This is a genomic window from Gymnodinialimonas ceratoperidinii (assembly GCF_019297855.1).
In the GTDB taxonomy this organism is placed as follows: domain Bacteria; phylum Pseudomonadota; class Alphaproteobacteria; order Rhodobacterales; family Rhodobacteraceae; genus Gymnodinialimonas; species Gymnodinialimonas ceratoperidinii.
Map to the genome: position 1 here is coordinate 2064640 of NZ_CP079194.1, position 25349 is coordinate 2089988.

Below are 25349 nucleotides of genomic sequence, written 5' to 3' on the forward strand. Positions count from 1 at the left end.
CCATGTTGACCGTCACCTGTCCCGTCTGCGGCGTGGCCGCCTGCGAAACCGAGCTTGCCCCCGGCGGCGAGGCGCATCTCAAGCGCTACGGCCCCGGCTCCACGGATGACCAGTTCGAGGAATACCTCTTCATGCGCCCCAACACCAAGGGCGTGCATTTCGAGCGCTGGCGCCATGCGGCGGGCTGCGGCAAGTGGTTCCTCGCCGCGCGCGACACCGCCACGTTGGAGGTCTTCGGGACCTATTCGGCGCAAACCCTTCAGCCGCCCGCCGAGCTGATCGAGAAAATTAAAAGCAAACGCCCCGGCTGGAGCTACGCACAATGAGCACTCGTCTTGACTCCCACGGTCGCCTGATCGACCGCACCTCTCGGGTTTCCTTCACCTTCAATGGCAAGACCATGCAGGGCCATGGCGGCGATACGCTGGCCTCGGCTCTCTTGGCCAACGGCCAGACGCTGGTGGGGCGCTCGTTCAAGTACCACCGCCCGCGCGGCATCATGACCAGCGGCGCGGAGGAGCCCAACGCGCTCGTCAACCTCGGCGAGGGCAACCGCCATGAGCCGAACCAGCGCGCCACCACGACGGAGCTTTTCGACGATCTGACGGCGACGTCCCAGAACCACTGGCCCTCGCTGGAGTTCGATGTGGGCGAGATCAACGGCCTCGTCTCGCGCTTCCTGCCGGCGGGCTTCTACTACAAGACGTTCCTGTTCCCCCGCGCCGCGTGGAAGCATGTGTTCGAGCCGGTGATCCGCAAATCCGCGGGCTTGGGCCGCGCGCCCGATCCCGAGACGCGCGACCCCGACAAATACGAGCATTTCTACGCCCACACCGATCTGGTCATCGCGGGCGGCGGCATCGCGGGCCTGCAGGCCGCGCTGCTGGCAGGCCGCGCCGGGGCGAAGGTTCTGCTGATGGAGCAGAGCGCCCATTGGGGCGGCCGCGCGCCTGTCGATGGCGTCGAGGTCGACGGCCTGCCGGCGGAGGAATGGGTCAGCGGCGCGCTGCTGGAGCTGGAGTCGATGGAGAACGTCGAGCTGCGCACCCGTTGCATGGTCGCGGGCGTCTACGATCACGGCTATGTCCTGGGCTACGAGCGTCTGACCGATCACGCGCCCGAGGCCGATGGCCCGCGCCACCGTCTGTGGCGCATCCGGGCAGAGCATATCCTCTCGGCCACCGGCGCGCTGGAACGGCCGCTGAGCTTTGCGGGCAACGACAAGCCCGGCGTGATGCTGGCCTCGGCCGTGCGCGATTACCTGGTGAATTACGGCGTGGCCGTGGGCGAGAACATCGTCGTCGTCACCAACCACGACGACGGCTACCGCACGGCGATTGCCCAGGTCGAGGCCGGGCTGAAGGTTGCCTGCGTGGTCGACGCGCGTCGCACCGCCGATGGTGAATTGCCGCGTAAAGCCAGAGAGTTGGGGATCGACGTTAAGGTAAATTCCGCCGTGGGTATGGTCAAAGGCCTGCGCCAAGTCACCGGGGTGACGCTCTGCGCGCAGGACGGCGACGGCGCGGTGCTGGACGAGATCTCCTGCGACGCCGTCGCGATGTCGGGCGGCTGGTCGCCGGTGGTCCACCTCTGGTCCCATTGCGGCGGCAAGCTGACATGGGACGAGACCAACGCCTTCTTCCGCCCCGACGAGAGCCGTCCGCCCCTGAACCAGAACGGCGAGGGGTTCGTGACCTGCGTCGGCAGCGCCGATGGCGCGATGCAGGCGTCTCAGACGCTGGAGAACGCTTTAACGAACACCGCCAACCTGTTGCAGGCGATGGGTAAATCAGCCGGGGAGGGCAGCTCGGCCAGCAGCGCCGCCGAGGATCCGCTGGCCCCGGTCTGGGTCATGCCCCACGGTGCGGGCTACAAGAAACGCTCGAAGATGTGGCTGGATTTCCAGAACGACGTGAAGGTCTCGGACGTGCAACTGGCCGCGCGCGAGGGCTACGAGAGCGTCGAGCACACCAAGCGCTACACCACTCTCGGCATGGCGACGGATCAGGGGAAGTTGAGCAACATCAACGGTTTGGCTGTCCTAGCTGACGCGCTGAACGAGGCCATCCCCCGGGTCGGCACGACCACGTTCCGCCCGCCTTATACGCCGATCTCCATGGGGGCGATCGCCGGCGAGGCCAGCCGCGAAATCTTCCAGCCGCTGCGCCGCACGCCGATGCACGACTGGCACGAGGCGAAGGGCGCCTACATGGAGCCCGTCGGCGGCTGGCGGCGGCCCTATTGCTTCCCCAAGGCGGGTGAAAGCCACGCCGACGCTGTGATCCGCGAGATCAACGCCACGCGCGGCTCGCTCGGGCTGCTCGACGCCTCGACCCTTGGCAAGATCATCGTCAAGGGGCCGGACGCGGGCAAGCTGATGGACATGATGTACACCAACATGATGAGCAATCTGAAACCGGGCAAATGCCGCTACGGGCTGATGTGCTCGGAGAACGGCTTCCTGATGGATGACGGCGTGGTTGTGCGTCTGGATGAGGATACCTTCCTCGCCCACACCACCTCGGGCGGGGCCGATCACGTCCATGCCCACATGGAGGACTGGCTGCAGTGCGAATGGTGGGACTGGAAGGTTCACACCGTCAACGTGACCGAGCAATGGGCGCAGGTGGCCGTGGTCGGTCCCAACGCGCGCAAGCTGCTGGAGAAGATGGGCGCGGACTTCGACCTCTCGGCCGAGGCGCTGCCCTTCATGGGCATGGCCGAAGGCCGGATCGGCGGCTTTGACACCCGCGTCTTCCGCATCTCCTTCTCGGGTGAGCTCAGCTACGAAATCGCCGTGCCCGCCAGCCAGGGAATGGCGTTCTGGGAGGCGCTGCACGAGGCCGGCGCGGAATGGGACGCCACGCCCTACGGCACCGAGGCGTTGCACGTCATGCGGGCCGAGAAGGGCTTCATCATGATCGGTGACGAGACCGACGGCACCGTGATCCCGCAGGATCTGGGGCTGAACTGGGCGATCTCCAAGAAGAAGGAGGATTTCCTTGGCAAGCGCGGCCAGCAGCGGACCTATATGACCGATCCGAAGCGCTGGAAACTGGTCGGTCTGGAGACCCTCGACAAATCGGTGCTACCCGACGGCGCCTATGCGGTGGCCGAGGGCACCAACGCCAACGGGCAGGCGAATGTGGAGGGGCGCGTGACCTCGACCTATTACTCGCCCACCGTGGAGCGTGGCATCGCCATGGGGCTGGTCCTCGACGGGCCGGACCGTATGGGCGAGGTGGTGAAGTTCAACAAGGTCGACGGCTCGACCGTGGCCGCGAAAATCGTGAACCCCGTGTTCTTTGATCCCAAGGGGGAGAAGCAAAATGTCTAAGGCTGTCAGTGCATTGCAAGGGGCGAGCTTCCACGGCTTCGCTGAAGTCACGGAGCAGGGGCTTGTCGGGATGGTGACCCTCAAGGCCGATCTGGAGGCGCCCGAGACCATGTCCGCACTCCAATCGGTCACCGGCGCCACGGTGCCCGCGCGCCGGGCCATGACGGGAGAGGAAGGCGGCACACAGGTCGCATGGATGGCGCCCGACGAGGTGCTGATCCTCTGCGATCACGCGAAGGCCGACCAGATTGTCGCCGACCTCTCGGCGGAACTGGGCGCGGCGCATCATCTTGCGGTCAACGTCTCGGACGCGCGTGCAGTGTTCTGCGTCAAGGGTGCGGGCGCGCGCGAGGTTCTGGGCAAGCTGACACCCGCCGATCTGGGCGGGTTGCCCGCGCGGGAGATGCGCCGCTCGCGGCTCGCGCAGGTGCCCGGCGCGTTCTGGTTCAACGAGGCGGGGGATGCGACGATCATCTGTTTCCGCTCGGTCGCGCAATATGCCTTCGACCTGCTGGCCAATGCCGCCACGCCGGGCAGCGAAGTGGGCTATCACTGACGCGCAGCGGGACGCCGCGAAGCGGCCTCTCCAAGCCCGTGACCCGCGCCGGAAACGCCCGTGCGACGGGGGCGGATTTTGCTGCCGCCCCTTGACGACGGGGGGCTGCACGCTCCATCTGTGCCGTAACGTACTGCAACCAAACAGGGGGACCACAACATGGCCTTTGAACTTCCAGACCTTCCCTATGCGCACGACGCCCTTGCCGCCCACGGCATGTCCGCCGAGACGCTGGAATATCACCACGACCTGCACCACAAGGCCTATGTCGACAACGGCAACAAGGCGATTGCGGGTACGGAGTGGGAAGGCAAGTCCCTCGAAGAGATCATCAAGGGCACCTACGATTCCAATGCCGTCGCGCAGTCCGGCATCTTCAACAACATCAGCCAGTTGTGGAACCACAATCAGTTCTGGGAAATGATGAGCCCCGACGCGTCCTCCATGCCCTCCGAGCTGGAGAACGCCCTGAACGAGAGCTTCGGCTCCGTCGACGAGTTCAAGTCGCAGTTCTCTGCCGCAGGTGCGGGCCAGTTCGGGTCCGGCTGGTGCTGGCTGGTCAAGAACGCCGACGGCTCGCTGGCCGTCACCAAGACCGAGAACGGCGTGAACCCGCTGTGCTTCAACCAGACCGCGCTGCTTGGCTGCGACGTGTGGGAGCATTCCTACTACATTGACTTCCGCAACAAGCGCCCGGCCTACCTGTCGAACTTCCTCGACAACCTGGTGAACTGGGAAAACGTCGCCTCGCGCATGTAAGCTGCGGGCCCCGTCAAGCCTTCAGGCCCGCCCGTCAAACGGCGGGCCTTTTCGTGTCTGGCCGGAACTGGCAGCCGTTGCAGGCGTTGACTCCCCAGGTGAAACCAATCGAGGAGGATACCCCCATGGCAGAGCGTCACAGATCGAAAGACGGTCGGAGCGAGACGAAAGAGCTTCTGGGCGATAACCCCGACGCGCCCGATTTCGCAGGCCGCAGCGGCGGTGACCTAGCGCGCAAGACCGGCACGAAGGATGAGTTGCGACACTTCACCAATTCCTCCGCCGGGGCCACGCGCGTCACCAAGTCCGACGAGGACCGTGCCGGAACCGACAACCTTGGCGAAAGGAACAAGTAAGATGGCTCAACCTTCCATGAAGCAGACTGACGTCGACCAGGTAACCAAGAACCGCTCGCCCCTGACCCATGGCACTTGGGTGCTGGTGGCTGACGGCGAGAAGGCCTTGTTCCTGCGCAACGTGACCGACGCCGATGATCCGAACCTCGAGGTTTTCCGCGAGGAAGAGCAGGAAAATCCGCCGACCCACGAGCAGGGCACCCACGAGCCGGGACGGTTCAACGATGGCCCTTCGGTGCATCGGTCCGCGGTGGAGGACACCGATTGGCATTGGCTGGAGAAAGAGCGTTTCGCCAGTGACTTGGCCAATATCCTCTACAAGAAGGCGCATCAGAACAAGTTCGAGCGCCTGATCATCTGCGCCTCTCCGAAGATCTTGGGTGAATTGCGCAAGGAGCTTCATCAGGTCGTGACCGACAAGGTCGTGGCGGAAGCGGACCTGACGCTGACGAACCATCCGGTGGACGAGATCGCCAAACGTGTTGCGGACGCCACGACGCCTGACGCCTGACAGCGGTTGGCCGAGACAGAAACAAGGCCCGCCCGTCCCACGGCGGGCCTTGTGCTGCGCGCAGGCTAGACCGTCGCCAACAACGCCCGCGCCTTGAAGCGGGTCTGGCTAGAGACCCTCTCGGACGCCGCGATCAGCTCCAACGCATCCGTGACGCGACCTGCCTCGATCACGCTGCGGGCCCGGCTCACGCGGGTATGACAGGCGGAGGCGGCCCAACCGGTCCTTTCCTGCAATTCCGCCACCGCATTCACCCCTGACATCCCCGAGTCGAAGACCGTGATGTGATCGACGAACGCGGCATAGCCCACAGAGCGCAGCGCGCGGGTCATTTCCTCGTCCGTCATCGCATGTCCCATTCGCCCCCAAGGTCAATGCGCCGAGCGTGCCTCAAAGGGGTTAAGAATGAGTTAATGCGTCCGCTTCGGCCTCAAATTCAGCGCGTCGTCGCGGGCAGTCGTCTTCGGGATCAGGCGGGACCGTCGAGCGCGGACATCAGCGCCGCCACGTCCGGCACGGTCTCCACCAGCGATAGAAGGCTTTCATCCGCGAAGCCTTGTGCAACCACGTGGTCGACAAGGTTGCGCAGTGGGTCCCAGTAGCCGTTGGTGTTCATCAGGAAGATCTTCTTGTCGTGCAGCCCCAATTGGCGCCACGTCAGAACCTCGAAGAACTCGTCCAGCGAGCCCGCGCCGCCGGGCAGCACCACGACCGCGTCGGCGTTCATGAACATGACCTTCTTGCGCTCGTGCATCGTCTCGGTGACAACGAAGCTGGTCAGATCCACCTTGCCGACTTCGAGGTTCATCAGGTGGGTGGGGATCACGCCGAAGGTTTCGGCCCCGCCGGCCTGCGCCGCCCGGGCCACCGTGCCCATGAGGCCGACGTCGCCCGCGCCGTAAACCAGCCGGATATCGCGGCGCGCCATCTCGGCTCCCAAAGCGGCAGCCATCTCGCCGTACGCGGGGTCTGCGCCCATGCGAGAGCCACAATAGACACACAAAGACAGTCGTCTCATCACAATACCTTGCGCTTTTGGATATGTTCGGCCCTAATACTGCGCGTGAGTGGCGTCCACGTGCAAGGGGTATCCCCTTGAGGATGCCACGGAATTCGCAGGGTTTTAGAGGGGGAAACCGTGCCTGAGGTCATTCGATGAAACTTGCGACGATGTTCGGAAGCAGCTCCAGCGCGATCGGGGCAACGGCCATTGGTGCCGTGGTGCTGATCGCGGGGGCGGTAGGTGTCTCTGTCTATAATGCAGAGCGCGAGGGCGAGGGGCCGGAAACGGTCGCGGAAGTCGCGGTTGAAGGCAGCGCGCCCGAGGTCGCCCCCGATGTCGCCAATGGCGGGTCCGAGGCCGAGGCGGGCGCCGGACCGGCTGACAACGACGCGCCTGATGCAACGGTCGATGCGGCGGAGGCAACGTCCGAGGCGGCAGAGCCGGCTCAGGAACCCGAGACGGTACCGGTATTGCCGCTGGAAGCACCGCGCCTTGACGTGGTGCGCGTGGACGCTGCGGGCAACGCTGTGATTGCCGGACAGACATCTCCTGACCTTTCGGTTGCGATCGTTCTGGACGGCGAAGAGATTGCCGTGGCGCGCGCCGATGGCACCGGGGCCTTCGTGGCCCTCCTTTCGCTCGACCCGTCCGACGCGCCGCGGATGCTTGCCGTCGAAGCGCGCCCCGAGAACGGCCCGGTTCTGGCCGGGGTAGAGACCGTGCTGATCGCGCCGTTCTCGTCGCCCGAGACGACCATCGACATTGCCGCCGCTTCCGACGCAGAGGCTGAGGCAGACGGCCCGGAGATGGCCGACGCACTAGACGCGGAGGCCGTGCCGGAAACGAGCGCGGCGGCGGAGGATGTCGCAATGGAGGGCACGGCAGAGGAAGCTGCGCCGGATGCGACCGTGACGGAGGGCGGAACGGAGGTTGCAGCGGCCGAGACGCCGGAGCCGACACCGGCCCCAGAGCTGGCCTCTGCCCCCGAGGTCGACGAACTCGCGCTGGCGGACACCGAAAGCGCGGAGTTGCCGACGGTCGGCACCGAGGTGGACGCGCCATCGGTAGGTGCAGAGGCTGAAGGTGCGGAGCCGCCCGTTCCAGGCGATGGTGCAGAGGTCGCTGAGACCGGCGCGGAAGCTGAGGCTGAATTGACCGAGACTTTGGCCACGGCGGATGCCTCGCCAGAGACGGGCGAGAGTGCTGAGATTGCGGTGACGGAGGAGACTCCGTCCGTTGGCAGCGAGACCGAAATCGCGGCGGGTGACCCGGAAGAGGGCAGCGCCGCAGAGGTTGCCAGCGCAGATGCCGCGACTACCGATGTTGCGAGTGAGGAAACCTCCGTGGAGGTCGCGAGTGCAACGCCTGAAACGCCGGTCGAGCCAACGCAGCGGCCTCGGGAGATCGGAGCGGATGCGCAAGGCGTGGACGCGCAGCCCGAGGCGCAGGTTGCCCTTGGTGACGATGCGGCCGCGGTGGACCCGGAGCCCGAAGAAATCGCGGCGGCACAAACGGACGCCGATACGCCGAGCGCGACTAACGCGCCAGACGCAGCCGATACGCCAGATGCATCTGGCACGCCGGAAGCAGCCGATACGCCAGACACAGCCGAACCCGCTTCTACGCCCCGCCCATCGGGTGCGCCTGCGGTGGTCATCGCGGGGCCAGAGGGCGTGCGCGTGGTGCAGGGTGCCGCGTCAAGTCCGACGGTGCAGACCTCGGTGCAACTCGACGCGATCTCCTACAATACCCAAGGCGCGGTGATCCTCGCCGGGCGCGGTCCGGTGGCCTCGGATATCCAGGTCTACCTCAACAACCAGCCGATCCAATTGGGCGAAGTCAGCGCCGGGGGCGATTGGTCCCTGCAACTACCCGACGTCGATCCGGGCACCTACACGCTGACGGTCGCCGGGCTGGCTGAGGATGGCACCACCACCAGCAGCGTCGAGACGCCTTTCCTGCGCGAAGACCCCGACCGGGTGGCCGATGCGCCACGGGTGGCGGACGGCGGCATCGACGTGATCACCGTGCAGCCGGGCTTCACCCTTTGGGGGATCGCCGAGGACACCTTCGGTGAAGGCATTCTCTACGTGCAGATCTTCGAGGAAAATCAGGATCAGATCCGCGACCCGGACTGGATTTTCCCCGGCCAGATCTTCCGAATTCCCGAGTTGGCGACGGAAGCGGACGAGAACTGACGCGGAGCCTCTGGTCTCTGGCCCGTCCGCGCCCTAGGTAGAGGGCAGCAAAGGGACGCCCGCCACATGCCAGCCGACACGACAGTCACCAACGATCCGCAAGACACCGCGCCCGGTTCTCGCGCGGAAGCCGAAGCCGCGGCCAATGCCGCCTATGCCGAGGCCGAACGCGCCTCGGGGTGGCGCACGATCCGCAAGGTCGCGCCCTATCTCTGGCCTGCGGATCAGGCCTGGGTGAAGCAGCGGGTGGTGATCTCTCTGGTGATGCTGGCCGTAGCCAAGCTGATCGCGGTGGGCACGCCGTTCCTCTACAAGGCAGCCGTCGACATGCTGGCCGGCGAGAATGCCGTCGACCCGGCCTGGGTTCTGGGCGTCGGGGCAGTGGGCATCACCGTGGCCTACGGCATGGCGCGGGCGCTGACGGTGGGGTTCAACCAGCTGCGCGACGCGATCTTCGCCAAGGTCGCGCAGCGTGCCCTGCGGCAGCTGGCGCTGGAGACGTTCCAGCACATCCACGCCCTGTCGCTACGCTACCACATCCAGCGCAAGACCGGCGGGCTGAGCCGGATCATCGAGCGCGGGGTCAAGGGCGTCGAGTTCCTGCTGCGGTTCCTGTTGTTCTCGGTCGGTCCGCTGATCCTCGAGCTGGCGCTGACCGGCATCATCCTCGCGGTGGTGTTCGACATCAATTATTTGATCGTTCTGGCCGTCACCATCGGCCTCTACATCTGGTTCACCTTCAAGGTGACCGAATGGCGGGTCCGCATCCGAAAGCAGATGAACGATCAGGATACCGACGCGAACCAGAAGGCGATCGACAGCCTGCTGAACTTCGAGACGGTCAAGTATTTCAGCGCCGAGGCGCGGGAGGCGAAGCGCTATGACGCGGCGATGGAGGGCTATGAGGCGGCGGCGCTGAAGACGTCGTACTCGCTGGCCTTCCTCAATTTCGGCCAGTCGGTGCTGATCACCGCGGGCCTCGTGATCGTCATGGTCATGGCCGCGCTCGGCGTGCAGGACGGCAGCCTGAGCGTGGGTGATTTCGTCATGGTCAACGCCTACATGATCCAGATCACCATGCCGCTGAACTTCCTCGGCACTGTCTACCGCGAGATCCGGCAGGCGCTGGTGGATATGGGCGAGATGTTCAACCTTCTGGAACAGCCTCAGGAAGTGCGCGATGCCCCCGATGCGCAGCCTCTGGAGGTGACGGGCGGCAATGTGCGGCTGGAGGGGGTGAAATTCGGCTATGACGCCGCGCGGCCGATCCTGAAGGGCGTCGATATCGACATTCCTGCCGGTGAAACGGTGGCGGTCGTGGGCTCTTCAGGGTCCGGCAAATCGACCATCGGGCGGCTGATGTTCCGTTTCTACGACGTGGGCGACGGGCGGATCACCATCGACGGACAGGACCTGCGCGACGTGACGCAGACCTCGGTCCATGCCCAAATCGGCGTCGTGCCGCAGGACACGGTGCTGTTCAACGACTCGATCTATTACAACATTGCCTATGGCCGCGACGGGGCGACCCGCGCTGAAGTGGAGCAGGCGGCCAAGGCGGCGGCGATCCACGATTTCATCCTCTCGCTGCCGGAGGGCTATGACACCCCCGTGGGCGAGCGCGGCCTGAAGCTTTCGGGGGGCGAGAAGCAGCGGGTGGGCATCGCGCGCACCCTGTTGAAAGACCCGCCGATCCTCGTTCTGGACGAGGCCACGAGCGCGCTGGACACGGACACCGAGATGGAGATCCAGGCCGAGTTGAAGGCCATGGGCGAAGGCCGCACGGTGCTGACCATCGCGCACCGGCTCTCGACCATCGTCGACGCGGACCGGATCGTGGTGCTGGAGAAGGGCGAAGTTGTCGAGGAAGGCACCCACGAGGCGCTTCTGGCCAGCGGCGGGCGCTACGCGCAGCTTTGGCATCGCCAGGCCTCGGACGAGGAAGACGCAGCCTGAGGTAAGGGTGTGCGGCGGGTTGCGCTCTGGTCGCAGCCGGAGGTGGGAGGCTACCAGAGCGGCGTTTTGGCTGTGAGCGGGTCGGGTGGGGCCGGTCTGGGGATTTTGGATATTTGAAGAACGGGGAAGGTGGGGGCGGTTGTGTGCCGTCTCTGGGGGTGTGCCTTTTGGATGCGGCTATTCGGCGGCGCGGAGCGGCGGGCGGGGGCCGATGTCGCTGTCGAGTTCGGTGTCCGCGTAGGGATCGGCCGGGGGCTCTGGCCGGTTGACCGGGGGGCGCGGCGGGCCGATCAGCGCGTCTTGCGCGGGCTCGGGGTGCTCAGCCGGTGTGGGGTTGTCCGGTTGCGCGGGCGCGGGTTCTTCATCCCAGAAGATCACCGGATCCCGGGTGCGTCGGGCCTGCCGTTTCAGCGCCCAATCCTGGGCCCGCACGCTGAGGCGGCGTGCGCCCAGAAGTGCAAGGGCGCGGAAGGCGCCGCCGAGGATGGTCCAGAACCAGACCCGGAGCGCCAGCAGCGAGGGGGTGAAGACCAAGGTAAGCACCGTGGCGATGCCGAGGCCGAAGACCACGGCTGTCGCGAGCTGTTTCCACCAGAGCGCGGTCGGGCTGTTGATCGTGTAGCCGCCGTCGCCGAAATCGAGAGAGATGCCGTACATCATCGGCGCGAGGCCGGCCATGGTGGTGATCGTGGTCAAAAGGACCGGGCGGATGCGGGCTTCGGCGGTGCGCACGATGGCTTCCAGCCGGGGCATGAAGCGCGCGTATTCCTGATAGGTATCGATCAGCACGATGTTGTTGTTCACCACGATGCCGGCCAGCGCCACGATGCCGGTGCCGGTCATGATGATCGAGAACGTCTGGTCCATCACCAGCATGCCGATCAGCACCCCGGTGGTGGAGAGGACCACGGCCAGAAGCACCAGCACCGCATTGTAGATCGAGTTGAACTGCGCCAGCAGGATGATGAACATCAACCCGAGCGCGGCGGCGAAGGCGGAGGAGAGGAAGGCCTGGGATTCCTCCTGTTCCTCCTGGTCGCCCGCCCATTCCCATGAGACCGAGGCGGGCAGGGGGGATTCCGTCTCCAGCCACTCGGTCAGGTTCTCGATCCGCTCGTTGGCGTTCACCGGGGTGGTGGTGAGATCGCCTGCCAGCAGTCCCGCCTCGATCTGATCCGGTGTGAGGTCCGTGTAGCGCGCAAAGATCTGGTAGTCGGTGTCGGCGTAGGTCAGCTCCACGCTGCCGCCGGTGGCGATCTCGGCGACATCGCGGAGCATTGCGACGGGCGTGCCCTCGGCGTCGGAGACCTGCTCCAACCCGGAGAGGACATCGGCCTTCACCATGAAGAAGCGCGACTGGTCGATGCGCTCGATCGTGGCCAGCTGCGGCGCGGGGGCGTAGGTGACGAAATTCGACAGCGGGATCAGCCCGTCGGGGGTGCGCACGCGCAGGCTGTCGAGGGTGGAGAGGACGCGGGCCTCCTCGGGGAAGCGGACGCGGATGTCGATCTCCTCGTCCGAGGTGGGCACGCGCATGGTGTCGAGCAGGATGCCCCGGGTGACAAGCTGCACCATGGCGCCCACGGTCTGCACGTCGGCACCGAAACGGCCCGCGGCCTCCACGTCGACGTTTATCTCCCAATCGATGCCGGGCAGGGGCAGGGTGTCTTCCACGAGGGTCAGCCCGTCGAGCCCTTCGTAATAGGCGCGCACGACACGGGTGGCTTCCTGCAATTCCTCCCAATTGTCGCCGGAGAGGCGCAGCGAGACCGGCTTGCCTGCCGCGGGGCCGGTGGCGACCGAGAAGATCTCGGTCTCGAAACCCGGCAGGCGGTCGAGGCGGGCCTGCAACTGCTCGAGGATCAGGTCACCGCCGGGGCGCGTGCCCCAGGGCTCGAGGTCGATCTGCACCTGGCCCACCGTGTCGGCGGGGGCTGCCGCGCCGCCGGTGTTGTTGTCGAGCCCGCCGGAGCCCGCGAAGGCGAAGACGTCGCGCACGCCCTCCTGACTCAGCACGATTTCCTCGACCTGGGCGACCATGGCGTCCTGCTCGGCGATCGAGAGGTTGCCGCGGGCGCGGACGTAGACGATGGCGGTCTCGGGCTCGGTCGAGACGAAGAACTCCACGCCGCGGCTGTGTTCGCCGAAGTAGGTGAAGACGCTGACGACGAAGAAGCCCACGGCAGCGATGGAAACCAGCGGCATCACCGGGTTGCCGGTCAGCGCGTGGATGAACCAGCCGAAGGCGCCGCGGCGGTAGCCGGAGGTGACCTTCTTCTCGCGATGCGGCAGCTGGATGGAGGAGACGAGGATCGACATCACCACGCAGACGAGCACGAAGACGGCGCCGCTGATGGCCATCTGCACCACGGGCGAGAGGGCGGCGGGCAGGGTGAAGAGCACCCCGTTGCGCACGACCTGAAGCGCCGCGAGGAACATCACGTAACCCATGGCGATGGTGACAGCGAGGCGCGCGACATACCACGGCAACAGGCCCTTGAAGGCCATGGCCGAGGTCTCGATCAGGCGGCTGAAGCGCGCCGCCACGCCGCCCAGAACCGGCAGGTAGATCAGCGCCACGATCAGGGAGGCGGAGAGTACGAAGATCAGCGTGACCGGCAGCATGCCCATGAATTCGCCGGGCACGCCGGGCCAGAACAGCATCGGCAGGAAGGCGCAGAGCGTGGTCGCGGTCGAGGAGACGATGGGCCAGAACATGCGCTTGGCGGCCTCGGTATAGGCTTGCATCGGGCGCGCGCCCTCGGACAGGCGGCGGTCGGCGTATTCGACCACGACGATGGCCCCGTCCACCAGCATCCCCACGGCGAGGATCAGGCCGAACATCACGATGTTGGAAATCGTGATCCCCATGACGCCGAGCAGGATAAAGCAGAGCAGGAAGGAGGTGGGGATCGCGAAGCCCACCAGCAGCGCCGAGCGGGTGCCGAGGGCGGCCAGCACCACGATCATCACCAGCGCGATGGCGGTCAGGACCGAGCCTTCCAGTTGGCGCACCATGCCGTCGACCTGCACCGATTGGTCCAGTGTGGTTTCCACGTGGACGGAGGCGCGCAGTTCCTCGGGCCATGTCGCCTCGACCGAGGCGACCGTCTCGCGGATCAGCGCGACCGTGTCGATGATGTTGAAACCCTGCCGTTTCACGACCTGCAGGGCGATCGTCGTCTCGCCGTTGAAGCGCGCGGTGCCGTCGCGGTCCTGATAGGTCAGGCGGATGTCGGCCAGCTCTCCGAGCGTGACGACGCGGTCGCCGTTCACCGTGATGGCGAGGTTGTAGACGTCTTGCGCCGTCTCGAAGCTGGCCGGGATCGTGACCGAGATCGAGCCGCTTTCGGTCGTGACCTCGCCCGCTGCGATCAGTTGGTTGTTGCCCTGCACCGCGTTGATCAGGTCGGCGGCGGTGACGTCATAGGCCTCCAGCGCGAGGGGGTCGAGGATCACCTCCAGCATCTCGTCGCGCGCGCCCGCGATGCCCGCCGAGAGGATCGGAGAGAGGGATTCGAGCTCGGACTGCATCTCGTTGGCGAGCCGGATCAGGGTGCGCTCGGGCGCGGAGCCCGAGAGCGCGACAACCATGATCGGGAATTCCGAGAAGTTGATCTCGTTGATCGAATAGCTCTCGGCGCCGTCCGGGAACTGCACCTCGGCGCGGCCCATGGCGTCGCGGACATCGGCGATGGTCTCGCCCTTGTCCCACCCGAATTCGAACTCGAGAAACACCCCGGCATAGCCCTCTGCTGCCGTGGCGTTGATCGTCAGCAGCCCGTCGAGGTCCTGAAACTCGGCCTCCATCGGGCGCACAAGAAGGCGTTCGCTGTCGAGCGCCGAGATGCCGGGGAAGGGGACCGAGACAAAGAGGCCGGGGATGTCGATGTCGGGCTCACCCTCTTTCGGCAAGCCGATGTAGGCCGCGGTGCCGGCGGTCAGCGACAGGATGACGAAGGCGATGACCATGCGCGCGCGGGAGGCGGCCCAGTCGATGACGCCCGTCATTGGGTCAACTCCTCAAGGGTCGTCGCGACTTCGACACCGGCGGTGACGAACTCCTGTCCGACGACGATGATATCGACGTTCTCCGGCAGTCCTGCCAGAAGGACGCCGCGCGCGGTGTCGCGCAGCATCTCCACCTCGACGAACTGGACGATGCCGTCCTCGACCGTGCGCACGCCAAGCAGCCCCTCGTCGTTGAGGGTCAGCGCCGAGGCGGGCAGAAGATGGGCGGGCGTGCCTTCTGTCTGGATCAGGATGTCGGCGGTCTGGCCGTCGCGGATCGCAAGCTCGGAATTGGGGACGGTGATCTCGACGCGGAAGGTGCGGGTGCGCTCATCAGCGGAGCGCGAGAGGAAGGTGACCTCGCCCTGAACCTCCTGGCCGCTGGCCAGACGCGCGCCCGCCGTGGCGCCGACGCGGACCCGGTCGACCTGCGCCTCGGGAACGAAGCCCACCAGCTTGATCGGATCGAGCTGAATGATCGTGGCGCAGATCGCACCGGGCTGCATCAGGCTGCCCAGTTCGGCGGTGTCGGTTTCCAGCAGGCCCGAGAAGGGGGCGTGGATCGTCAGCATCTCGATGGCTTCTTCGGCGCGTGTCACGGCGGCCTCTGCCGCGCGGACGCCGGCCTGCGCCGATTGGACGCCCGCGCGCGCCGCTTGAACGCCCGCCTGCGCGCCCTGCACCTGCGCCATCGCGCTTTCAACGCCGGCCTGCGCCGCCGCAACGCTCGCCGTAGCCGAGGCCGCGCGGGTGTTGGAGCCGAAGCCCGATTCCGCGAGCCGTGTCGCGGCGTTGCCGTCGATCTCGGCGGCGGTAAGCTGTGCCTCGGCCTGCGCCAGCATCGCGCGGGCCTCCGGCAGGCGCGCCTCTGCCTCGGGGATGCGGGCCTCGGCCTCGGGGACACGGGCCTGCGCTTCACCCAGACGGGCCAACGCCTCTTCCAAAGCGGTGCCGGAGGTGCCGGGATCGATCTCGCAGAGGACTTGATCCTCTTCCACGAAAGCGCCCGCGCGGATCGGGGTCGAAATGATGCGCCCGGAGGTTTCCGAGGCAACGTCCACGAGCCGCAGCGCCTCGGTCCGGCCCCGCAGGACCACCGCGTTCTCGGTCACCTGCGCCTCGGACCGGCGCACGACCACATTGATCAGGCCATCGTCTAAGCCCGCGGCGTCTTCATCGGCGAGCGGTGTGATGTCGTTCGGGGTGTTGTTGGGCTCCGGCAGCACGTCGCGCGCGGTCGAGGCGAAGCCGTCAGCGAAGTTTACCAGGCTGTCGCGGTCCAGGATCGCGAAATAGAGCACCACGCAGACGAGCGCAGCGGTCAGGAGCGGAAACAGCTTCATCCAAAAACCTTTCTTGCCCGACCGTCAGACTTCCGCCGGGAGAGACGCAATCGCTTTGGTGCTGGTCTCGCAGCAGTAAACCGACCAGTTCAGTTTACGACCTGTGTACAACCTGCACAAGAGTGAACCGAGCGGTTCAGATATGCCTCCTGCCACCAAGTTGTCGCGACGGCAAGTGCTGCAGGCCGGAAGGCCCCACGCGCTCGGGAAAGCGCCGCGTTAACGGGGCCTTGCCCCCATGGGCAAAGGCGGGGTAAGTCGGACCGAACAAACAGCGATCCGGGGTGGGGCGGCGTCCATGGCGAATACCGACAGTTTTATCGATGAGGTCAGCGAAGAGGTCCGCCGCGACCGTCTCTATGCGTTGATGCGCCGTTGGGGCTGGATCCCCATCCTCGTGGTGATCGCCATTGTCGGCGGCGCGGCCTATGTCGAATGGTCGGGGGCGCAGGAACGCGCGCAGGCCGAGGCCTTCGGAGACGCGCTTCTGGGCGCGCTGGACGCCGAAGACACCGAAGCCCGCATCGCCGCGCTGGAAGCCGTGGAAGCGCCTACCGCCGACGCCAGCATCATCCTTGCGCTTCTGGCTGCCGGTGAAGCGGCAAATGGCGAGGACCGCGCCGATGCTGCGGCCCGCCTGCGCGCGGCGGCCGACGCCCCCGGCGTGGAGCGCCGCTATGTCGATCTGGCACTTCTCAAGGCCGAGATGCTCGACCCGGCGCCCGAGGCCGAGGCCCGGATCGTTCTGGAAGCGCTGGCCGCTCCCGGCGCGCCCTACTCGGCGCTGGCGGAAGAGCAACTCGCGTTGATGGAGGTCCGCGCCGGTGATCTGGATGCCGCCCTCGACCGGCTGCGCGCGATCGAGCGCAGCGCCGCTGCAACGGCAGGCTTGCAACAACGCGCCGGGCAGTTGATTGTGGCGCTGGAAAGTGGTGCAGTTCTGGTGGACGCCCGTGCCGAGGCTCCGGTCGAAGAAGCGCCTGCGGAGGAAATGCAGGTGGAAGAAGCGCCTGCCGAGGATGCGCCTGCTGAGGAAGCGCCGGTGGAAGAGGCCGAGGCGGCCCCGGCCGAAGACGAGGCTGCGGCGGAAGACGAGGCTCCGGCGGAAGACGAGGCTCCGGCTGAGGAGGCACCTGCGGAGGAGGCCCCGGCGGAGGACGCCGACGCAGATGAGCCCGCGAACGGCGCGGCAGAGGACGAATAGGACCGGCGCGCACAAGCGCTTTCGGGCCTGCAAGACGAAAACACGCGGACCGGACTTGGCAACCGTCAAGGACGCGATGGTCCCGAACCTAGTGGTGGACGCGGCATGAGCCTTGTAAGCACGATTATCCCTTCCAGAACGCTTGTGCAGGCGGGCTTGGCCATGGTGGCCGCCCTTGTCCTCAGCGGATGCGAGCGCGAAACGATCCTGCCGGGCGAACGCTTCTCGGTCGATGCGATCCTGGACGGCGAAGCGGGCGTCGCGGTGACGACCGACGCGCCGCGGGCGATCAGCCTGCCTTCGATGGCGCGGATCGGCTCTTGGGAACAACGGGGCTTCAATGCGACCAACCGCACGCCCCACGCGGCCCTCGGCGCCAGCCTGACCCCGATCTGGACCGCCGATATCGGGCAGGGCAACACCCGCCGCAACCGTATCACCGCCGATCCCGTCTCTGCCGATGGGCGCGTCTTCACGATGGATTCGCGCGCCGGCGTCGTGGCGACTGCCCTGAACTCGGGCCAGACCCTCTGGACCGCCGACCTGCAACCGGGCTTCGACCGGGGCGGGAGCGTTTCGGGCGGCGGTCTGGCTGTCTCGGGCGGCACGCTTTATGCCACCACCGGCTTCGGCGAGCTGATCGCGATGGATGCCGCGACCGGCGGCATCGCCTGGCGGCAGCGCCTCGACGCGGGCATCGGCGCGCCGACCGTCAGCGATGGCACGGTCTACGTGGTCAGCCGGAACAACGAGGGGTGGGCGATTGACGCGGCCACGGGGCGTCTGGAATGGAACGTGCCGGGCACGGCCACGGGCGCGGTCCTTTCTGGCGCGGCAGCGCCCGCGATCACCAGCCGCCTTGCCGTCATGCCCTATGGCTCCGGCGAGATCGGCGGCGTCCTGCGCCGCTCGGCCACCTTCCTCTGGAACACCTCGGTCGCCGGTGGGCGCAACGGCGTGGCCTATGCCAACATCAATGACGTCACCAGCGATCCTGTCGTCGTCGGCAACCGCATCTTCGCGGGCAACCAGTCCGGCCGCGTCGTGGCCTTCGATGCCGAGCAGGGCCGACGGATCTGGGAAGCGGACGAGGGCGCCTATTCGCCGGTTCTCCACACCGGGGGCGACATCTTCTTCGTCTCGGACCGTAACGAGCTGATCCGTCTGGACGCCAGCACGGGCACCCGCGTCTGGGGCACGGAGCTACCGCTCTACGTCGCCAACCGCGAGCGCCGCCGGCGCGCGGTCTTCACCCACTTCGGCCCGATCCTTGCGGGCGGGCGTCTGGTCGTGGCTTCGGGCGATGGCAACGTGCGCTTCTTCAGCCCCGAATCCGGCGTACTGACTGGCGCGGTTCAGATGCGCAACGGCGCCGCCGCGCATCCGATTGTCGTGGGTGACACGCTGCTGGTCGTGACCGAAAACGGACGCTTGCAGGCCTTCCGCTAAGGCGATGAGGCCCGCGAGGGCCTAAGCCAGAAGCGCGGCCCGCGTATCGGCGTCGAGCCAGGGCGTGACCCACCACAGGACAACGCGGCCCATGTTGAACCACGTGGCCAGTACCTCGCGCAGAAGGGGACGGGGCCGGAGAGACGGCGCGCCCGCCGCGGTCAGGCCGATCTCCTCATAGCCCATCACCCAGAACGCGACGGCGGCGCGGGGCAAATGGTAGGCGCTGCTGACCACGACGATGCGGCCCTCGAAGGGCGCGATTTCCGAAGTGAAAAGCGCGTTTTGCAAGGTCGATTGGCTCTGGTCTTCCACGAAGATCGCGGCGCGGGGGACGTCCTGCGCCTCGGCCAGTTCCGCCATCAGGGGGGCCGCGACGACACCGGTGAAGTAGATCACGGGTGCCACGCCGGCGTGATAGAGCGCGGCGCAGCGATTGGCCCGTGCGCGGCTGTCGTCGTTCAACGCCGAAGGGCTCGCCCCGCCCCCGAGACAGACCAAGGCCGCGGCGGGCGCGGGAAGCCGGTCGCGCGGCCAGAACAATTCGACACCCGCGATCACCACCAGTGTCTGGAGAAAAAGAAGCAGCGCGAGCCGCAGGATCCAGCCGCGGCGGCTCACTCCCACTCGATGGTGCCCGGAGGCTTCGAGGTGATGTCGTAGGTGACGCGGTTGATGCCGGGCACTTCGTTGATGATCCGCGTCGCCGTCTCGCCAAGGAAATCGTGGCTGAAGGGATAGTAATCGGCGGTCATCCCGTCGACCGAGGTGACGGCACGAAGGGCACAGGCGTAGTCATAGGTCCGGCCATCGCCCATCACGCCCACGGTACGGACCGGCAGGATCGCGACGAAGGCCTGCCAGATCTCGTCGTAGAGGCCGTGCTTGCGGATCTGGTCGATGTAGACCGCATCGGCCTGGCGCAGGATATCGAGCTTGGCGCGGGTGATCTCGCCGGGGCAGCGGATCGCGAGGCCGGGGCCGGGGAAGGGGTGGCGGGCGATGAAGTGCGGCGGCAGGCCGAGTTCGGCACCAAGCGCGCGGACCTCATCCTTGAAGAGCTCGCGCAGCGGCTCCACCAACTTCAGGCCCATCTTCTCCGGCAGGCCGCCGACGTTGTGATGCGACTTGATGGTGACGGAAGGACCGCCCGAGAAGGACACGCTTTCGATCACGTCCGGGTAGAGCGTCCCTTGGGCAAGGAAGGCCGCGCCCTCGATCTGGTCGGCGTATTTCTGGAACACGTCGATGAAGAGCTTGCCGATGATTTTGCGCTTGGTCTCGGGGTCGCTGACGCCCTCCAATTCGCCGAGAAAGAGCTCCTGCTCTTCGGCGTGGATGACGTGCAGGTTCATGTGGTCACGGAACATCTCGACCACGTCCGCGCCCTCGTTCAGACGCAGGAGGCCATGGTCGACGAAAACGCAGGTCAGCTGGTCGCCGATCGCCTCGTGCAGCAGCGCTGCCGTCACCGAGCTGTCGACGCCGCCCGAAAGCGCGCAGATCACCTTGGCGTCGCCCACTTGCGCGCGGATCGCCTCGATCGCCTGCTCGCGGTAGGCGTCCATGGTCCAGTCGCCCGAGAACCCGGCCAGCCGCACGAAGTTCTCGTAGAGCATCGCGCCGCGCGGGGTGTGGTGCACCTCGGGGTGGAACTGGACCGCGAAGAAGTTGCGCTCCACATCCGCCGTGATCGCGAAGGGCGCGTTGGGCGAGGTGCCGTAGACCTCGAAGCCGGGGGCGAGTTTCGCGACGTGATCGCCGTGGGACATCCAGACCTGCTCGGACCCTTCCGAGAACCAGCCCTGCAGCAGCGCCAGCGCGCCGGTGGGCTCCACGAAAGCGCGACCGAATTCCGCCGTGCCGCCGCCGCCGGAAATCTTGCCGCCATGCACCTCGCCGCCGAGGTCCTGCATCATCGCCTGCTGCCCGTAGCATATGCCCAGGATCGGCACGCCCGCGTCGTAAGCCGCCTGAGGCGGACGGGGCGAGCCCTTGCGCGTGACTGAATCCGGCCCGCCCGAGAAGATGATCGCCTTGGGCGCGAAGTCCTTCACGAAGGCGTCGTCGACGTTCTGGAACGGGTGGATCTCGCAATAGACGTTCAACTCGCGCAGGCGGCGGGCGATCAATTGCGTCACCTGCGATCCGAAGTCGATGATCAGCAGGCGTTCATGGTTGGCGGGGTCGGGGACAGCGGCGTTTTTCATGTCCGTCGATTAAGGCGCGGGGCTGGTCTGCGCAAGTCCCTCGGGCACGGCTTGGCGCTCTGGCGGAGGCCGATGTCGCATCCGCCCCCCACATGTCGCACTCCGGCGATGCGGTTGGGGCGGCAGGGTCTAGGGAAGAGCATGAATTTCACGCCGGTGGAGGATGTCATGGGCGACGCAGAACAGACGACGGGTAAACGGCGGGCACGGGGCGGCGGTGGCGCGGCGCGGCGGGCCTCGCGCTCTGCGGTCAGCTTCGAGACGGCGCGCTTCATCGAGCGGAAGATCCCCAACCTCGACATCCTCAACGAAGAAGCCCTGCAGATCATCGAGGCGAACGCCGAAACGGTGCTGGAAGAGATCGGCGTCATGTTCGTCGAGAACCCCGCCGCGCTGGAGCGTTGGCGCGAGGCGGGCGCGGATGTCCGCGGTGAGCGGGTCCATATCCCCAAGGGCCTCGCGCGGGAGCTGATCAAGACCGCACCCTCGAAGTTCACCCAGATCGCCCGCAACCGCGACCGCGACGTGGAGATCGGGGGCAACTCACTGGTGCTGGCCCCGGTCTACGGCCCGCCCTTCGTGCACGACCACGCGGGCGGTCGGCGCTACGCCACGATGGCAGATTTCGAGAAGTTCGTGAAGCTCGGCTACATGTCGAAATGGCTGCACCACTCGGGCGGCACCGTTTGCGAGCCGACTGACGTGCCGGTCAACAAGCGCCACCTCGACATGCTCTACGCCCACATGTCGCTGTCGGACAAACCCTTCATGGGCTCGGTCACCGAACCCTCGCGGGCTGTCGATTCGATCGAGATGGCGAAGATCCTCTTCGGTGCCGATGTGGTCGAGAACAACTGCGTGATGACCTCGCTGATCAACATCAACTCGCCGCTCACCTTCGACGGCGTGATGATGGGCGCGTTGGAGCATTACGCGGCGGCGGGTCAGGCCTCGATCATCTCGCCCTTCATCGTCGGCGGCGCGATGGCGCCCGTCTCTGTCGCCGGAACGCTGACGCAATGCCTCGCCGAGGGCTTGGCGGGCGTGGCCTACAGCCAGCTGGTGCGCAAGGGCGCGCCGGTGATCATGGGGGCGATGGTGACGTCGATCGACATGAACTCGGGCGCGCCCACCTTCGGCACGCCGGAGGCCTCGCAGATCACCTATGGCATGGGGCAATTGACCCGCCGCTTGGGGCTGCCCTACCGCTCCTCGGGTTCGTTCAACGGCTCGAAGATACCCGACGCCCAGGCAGGCTACGAGACCGCGAACTCGCTCAACATGGGTCTTCTGTCGGGCGTGAACTTCATGCTGCACTCCTGCGGATGGCTGGAAGGGGGCCTGGCCGCGAGCCCGGAGAAATTCGTGCTGGACGCCGACCAGTTGGGTATCCTGCACAAGCTCGCCGAGGGCGTTTCGGTCGATGAGAATGCGCAGGCGATGGACGCGCTGCGCGAAGTCGGTCCCGGCGGCCACTTCCTTGGCTGTGCTCACACGCAGGCCAACTACCAGACAGCCTTCTGGCGCACCAATGTGCTTGACTACAAACCCTACGAGACGTGGTCGGAAGAAGGCAGCCGCAGCTCTTACGAGCTGGCTGCCGCCAAGGTCACGCAGATGCTGGCGGACTATCAGCAGCCCCATCTCGATCCGGTCACCGACGAGGCGCTGCGCGCTTACGTGGCCGAGAAGAAGGCCTCGATGCCCGACGCCTTCATCTGAGGCGGATCTGACAGCGGCCCGTCCCGTGCGATTGGCGTGCGGGGCGGGGCGTCTTCCGCCCTCGGTATCTGCGCGACTCGGGGCTTGCGCCGGCCACCGCCGGGGCAGTTATCCACATTTTCGGCAAAATCCTTAACGCCGCGCGTTTTGCTAAAAGTGTCTACGAGACACCCCGTGCCGCCGCCAGCAGCGCGCTCATCACCTGCACGTGTCGGGTGGGGGAATACCCTATGCCGCCGCCGAGCCGCGCGGCGTTCAGCATCTCCTCTTCCGCCAGCAGTTTTCCGACCGGCCGACGCTTGGCGCGGCGGTGCGCATCCCCTGTAACACAGGCCAAAGTCGCGGCTTTCACCAGCAATCCGGGCCGGTGCATCTGCGACAGGTGAGTGGTGAGATCGGTCATGGGAGTGGCTCCTACAAGCTGAAATCCGATCCCCAGATTGCCCCGGCGCACCCACCTGTTGCGTCGGAGGGCAAACATGCGCGCGGTGCCTTCCCGTTTGTTTACGGTTTGGAAACAATCTTAGCTTTATCCACAGATTTTAACCTTTCTGTAATCAATAAGGCGGAATTTTGTCGCTGTTCTCAAGCAACTCGAAGGGCCGGAGGCCATGACACCAGACGTACAGAATGGACAAGGCATCAGCCGAAAGAAGCCGGGATGGCTGCCCGATGCGGCGGATCAATACCTGGCTCATGTGGCAACGGGTGAACCCATGCGTGAGATCGCGAAGCGGGCCGGGCAATCGCCCTCGACGGTTTGCCGACGGGTGCGTCAGGTCGAAACCCTGCGCGATGACCTACTGATCAATGAGGCGCTCGACCGTCTGGCTGAGGAGCCCGGCCCGCGTCGCTACCGGACAACGAACAAGGAGACCAGGTGCATGACTGCCCCGATACGGACGCCCCCCAACGATGAAGCCCTCGTAACCCGCGAGGCCCGCCGCATTCTCCGTCGCCTCTGCGAGACCGGCGCGATCCTCGCCGTGGCGCAGGATATGGACAAGGCCGTGGTGCTGCGACAGGGGCCGGCGGGCGACCAGACCCGCACCGCCGTCGTCGACCGCCGGATTGCGCAGGCCTTCGCCGTGAAGGACTGGATCTCCTGCGTGCAACAGGGCGGGAAGCTGGCCCGCTATGCCATCACGTCCGTAGGAAAGACGGCGCTGAAACGCCTGCTGGAGGAAGACCGCAAGCGTCGCATGGGCGGCGCGGGCTTTGCAGAGGGGCCGAGCGCGTTTCAAGGGCAGCACGCCAATTGGGGCACGCGCAAGGTTGAGGGCGCAGATGGGCGACGCCAGAGCCTGCGCGTCAACCTCTCGGAATCGCCGCTTGCCGGGCTGGCGCGGCGCAAGGGCTCGGACGGGAAGCCATTTCTGGGCGCGGACCTCGTGCAGGCGGGCGAGCGATTGCGCGAGGATTTCGAGCGGGCGCAGATGGGCCCGCGGGTGGGGCAGAACTGGGACCGGTTCCTGACGGGCTCGGACCGGGGCGGATTCTTGTCGGACGGCGGTATCGGAGAGGGCCCCCGCGATGCGCGGGAGCGGGTCTCTGCCGCGCTCGATGCGCTCGGACCCGGGCTTGCCGATGTGGTGATGCGGGTCTGCTGTTTTCTGGAAGGATTGGAATCCGCTGAAAAGCGACTGGGTTGGTCCGCCCGTTCCGGCAAGGTCGTTCTGAAGATCGGGTTGCAGCGTCTTCTGCAGCATTACGAGGCGGCTTACGGATTCAAACCGGCAACCTGTGAGTGAGTCTGCAATTCCCGCGTCTACGGAATGATCGCGCGTTCAATTCTTGCATTCCTATTACGTTACGAGACTGACCTGATGGTATTGAAAATTGTAACTAATGAATATGGAGAACGAAACGGCGGAAAGTCGCCGGGAATTGAAATGGCTTGAATTTTTATTGGAACCATTTCGCAATCCCGTAGCTTGATTAATTGTGGGGGCCTACTGAAAGGAGACTACTAATGACGACTTACAGTAATGCTCGAAATGTTCTGGGTGTGCTTTTGATTGCCGGCGGAACAGTAATGGGAACTTCGGCGGTGAACGCGCAAACGACTTTGTCGGCGTCGGAGTGCAGAAGTATCTTGCAAATGGATCGCTCGCTCGTACGACCGCGGATCTTTCAAGCGTGCCAAGGCCTGATGAACCGCATCGGTGAGGGCGACGGAGACAATCGCCAGCAAATCACACGCTCCAGAACCGGTGGCGGCAACCCCGGCAACCCCGGTTCGCCCGGCGGCTCTGACGGTGGAAACTCTGCAAGCGGAACACTGACTGTCACGGCTTCGGCCTTGCGGAATGGACGGTTGGGGGCGGATGCGTGCATCGATTTGACCAACGGCGCAACGCAGTCGTGTTCCTTGGTTCAGGTCAGTGCAGCAACGGGCACACGCCAGATGTTGCTTGGGCACGACGGCACGATCCTGAATGCCAACGTGGATGTTGGCGGCCACGATCTGCTCGACGCGACTGTCGCGGGGTCTGACTCCGGATTGTCCGTGGACGCCGACCTGGCGGGCCATGATCTCGCTGATGTAACGGTGGGATCGGGCGACAGCGGCGGCTTGGGCGTCGATGCTGACCTGGGTGGCCATTCGCTGGCCGAGGTGGAAGTTGGCGGCGACTCCGGACTGTCTCTGGAGGTTGTCGGGATCAATATCCTGAATTGACACTCTGCCTCTTTCGGAGGCATGAAATAGACGAAAGCCCAAAGAAGAGGCGGC

20 protein-coding genes are annotated in these 25349 nt (G+C 65.9%); 13 read left to right on the top strand and 7 right to left on the bottom strand.

The window, feature by feature from the left end:
• Positions 1-2: 2 nt before the first annotated feature.
• The 6 genes from KYE46_RS10080 to KYE46_RS10105 all read left to right on the top strand — a co-directional run bounded on the left by KYE46_RS10080 (position 3) and on the right by KYE46_RS10105 (position 5519).
• Complete coding sequence (locus tag KYE46_RS10080) at positions 3-326, top strand: sarcosine oxidase subunit delta (RefSeq protein ID WP_219000498.1); 324 nt, start codon at positions 3-5, stop codon at positions 324-326.
• Positions 323-3337 (top strand): sarcosine oxidase subunit alpha family protein, encoded by a 3015-nt coding sequence (locus KYE46_RS10085; RefSeq protein ID WP_219000499.1) that lies wholly within the window; start codon positions 323-325, stop codon positions 3335-3337. The genes KYE46_RS10080 and KYE46_RS10085 overlap by 4 nt, the downstream gene beginning before the upstream one ends.
• Positions 3330-3893: a sarcosine oxidase subunit gamma gene (locus KYE46_RS10090; RefSeq protein WP_219000500.1), complete on the top strand. Its 564-nt coding sequence runs from the start codon at positions 3330-3332 to the stop codon at positions 3891-3893. The genes KYE46_RS10085 and KYE46_RS10090 overlap by 8 nt, the downstream gene beginning before the upstream one ends.
• A 159-nt stretch (positions 3894-4052) precedes the next feature.
• Entirely contained in the window at positions 4053-4652 is a 600-nt protein-coding gene (locus KYE46_RS10095; protein WP_219000501.1) for a superoxide dismutase, read from the top strand.
• Between the two features lie 125 nt (positions 4653-4777).
• Complete coding sequence (locus tag KYE46_RS10100) at positions 4778-5008, top strand: hypothetical protein (RefSeq protein ID WP_219000502.1); 231 nt, start codon at positions 4778-4780, stop codon at positions 5006-5008.
• A gap of 16 nt (positions 5009-5024) precedes the next feature.
• Positions 5025-5519 carry a baeRF12 domain-containing protein gene (locus KYE46_RS10105; RefSeq protein ID WP_219000503.1) on the top strand — a complete coding sequence of 165 codons (495 nt, stop codon included), beginning with the start codon at positions 5025-5027 and terminating at the stop codon, positions 5517-5519.
• Between the two features lie 65 nt (positions 5520-5584).
• Here the strand turns inward: KYE46_RS10105 and KYE46_RS10110 are convergent, their stop codons facing one another.
• Both KYE46_RS10110 and KYE46_RS10115 read right to left on the bottom strand, forming a co-directional pair.
• The gene (locus KYE46_RS10110; RefSeq protein WP_219000504.1) at positions 5585-5878 is read right to left on the bottom strand and encodes a hypothetical protein; all 294 of its coding nucleotides are present in this window, start codon (positions 5876-5878) and stop codon (positions 5585-5587) included.
• A gap of 110 nt (positions 5879-5988) precedes the next feature.
• Positions 5989-6537, bottom strand: a complete 549-nt coding sequence (locus tag KYE46_RS10115; RefSeq protein ID WP_219000505.1) for an LOG family protein — start codon at positions 6535-6537, stop codon at positions 5989-5991.
• A gap of 137 nt (positions 6538-6674) precedes the next feature.
• On the opposite strand from KYE46_RS10115, the gene KYE46_RS10120 reads away from it, so the two are divergent.
• Positions 6675-8720, top strand: a complete 2046-nt coding sequence (locus KYE46_RS10120; protein ID WP_219000506.1) for a LysM peptidoglycan-binding domain-containing protein — start codon at positions 6675-6677, stop codon at positions 8718-8720.
• Between the two features lie 66 nt (positions 8721-8786).
• Positions 8787-10676, top strand: coding sequence for an ABCB family ABC transporter ATP-binding protein/permease (locus tag KYE46_RS10125; protein WP_219000507.1), 1890 nt, complete (start codon positions 8787-8789; stop codon positions 10674-10676).
• A 177-nt stretch (positions 10677-10853) separates the two neighbouring features.
• On the opposite strand, the gene KYE46_RS10130 is transcribed toward KYE46_RS10125, so the two are convergent.
• Complete coding sequence (locus KYE46_RS10130; protein WP_219000508.1) at positions 10854-14687, bottom strand: efflux RND transporter permease subunit; 3834 nt, start codon at positions 14685-14687, stop codon at positions 10854-10856.
• Entirely contained in the window at positions 14684-16030 is a 1347-nt protein-coding gene (locus tag KYE46_RS10135) for an efflux RND transporter periplasmic adaptor subunit (protein WP_219000509.1), read from the bottom strand. Before KYE46_RS10135 ends, KYE46_RS10130 begins: the two co-directional genes overlap by 4 nt.
• Positions 16031-16328: 298 nt before the next feature.
• On the opposite strand from KYE46_RS10135, the gene KYE46_RS10140 reads away from it, so the two are divergent.
• Positions 16329-17234 (top strand): hypothetical protein, encoded by a 906-nt coding sequence (locus KYE46_RS10140; RefSeq protein WP_346345203.1) that lies wholly within the window; start codon positions 16329-16331, stop codon positions 17232-17234.
• A 105-nt stretch (positions 17235-17339) separates the two neighbouring features.
• The gene (locus KYE46_RS10145) at positions 17340-18683 is read left to right on the top strand and encodes a PQQ-like beta-propeller repeat protein (RefSeq protein WP_219000510.1); all 1344 of its coding nucleotides are present in this window, start codon (positions 17340-17342) and stop codon (positions 18681-18683) included.
• 21 nt (positions 18684-18704) lie between these two features.
• Here KYE46_RS10145 and KYE46_RS10150 read toward each other — a convergent pair whose 3' ends face one another.
• Both KYE46_RS10150 and guaA read right to left on the bottom strand, forming a co-directional pair.
• Positions 18705-19304: a YdcF family protein gene (locus KYE46_RS10150; protein WP_219000511.1), complete on the bottom strand. Its 600-nt coding sequence runs from the start codon at positions 19302-19304 to the stop codon at positions 18705-18707.
• The gene (gene guaA, locus KYE46_RS10155) at positions 19301-20893 is read right to left on the bottom strand and encodes a glutamine-hydrolyzing GMP synthase (protein ID WP_219000512.1); all 1593 of its coding nucleotides are present in this window, start codon (positions 20891-20893) and stop codon (positions 19301-19303) included. Before guaA ends, KYE46_RS10150 begins: the two co-directional genes overlap by 4 nt.
• Before the next feature lie 168 nt (positions 20894-21061).
• On the opposite strand from guaA, the gene KYE46_RS10160 reads away from it, so the two are divergent.
• Positions 21062-22615, top strand: a complete 1554-nt coding sequence (locus tag KYE46_RS10160) for a trimethylamine methyltransferase family protein (RefSeq protein ID WP_219005084.1) — start codon at positions 21062-21064, stop codon at positions 22613-22615.
• A 160-nt stretch (positions 22616-22775) separates the two neighbouring features.
• Here the strand turns inward: KYE46_RS10160 and KYE46_RS10165 are convergent, their stop codons facing one another.
• Positions 22776-23018, bottom strand: a complete 243-nt coding sequence (locus KYE46_RS10165; protein ID WP_219000513.1) for a DUF6477 family protein — start codon at positions 23016-23018, stop codon at positions 22776-22778.
• A gap of 208 nt (positions 23019-23226) precedes the next feature.
• Here KYE46_RS10165 and KYE46_RS10170 point away from each other — a divergent pair, with 208 nt between their 5' ends.
• A complete protein-coding gene (locus tag KYE46_RS10170) occupies positions 23227-24366 on the top strand; it encodes a DUF6456 domain-containing protein (protein WP_219000514.1) in 1140 nt (379 codons plus the stop codon).
• A 221-nt stretch (positions 24367-24587) separates the two neighbouring features.
• The gene (locus KYE46_RS10175) at positions 24588-25295 is read left to right on the top strand and encodes a hypothetical protein (RefSeq protein ID WP_219000515.1); all 708 of its coding nucleotides are present in this window, start codon (positions 24588-24590) and stop codon (positions 25293-25295) included.
• Positions 25296-25349: the final 54 nt, after the last annotated feature.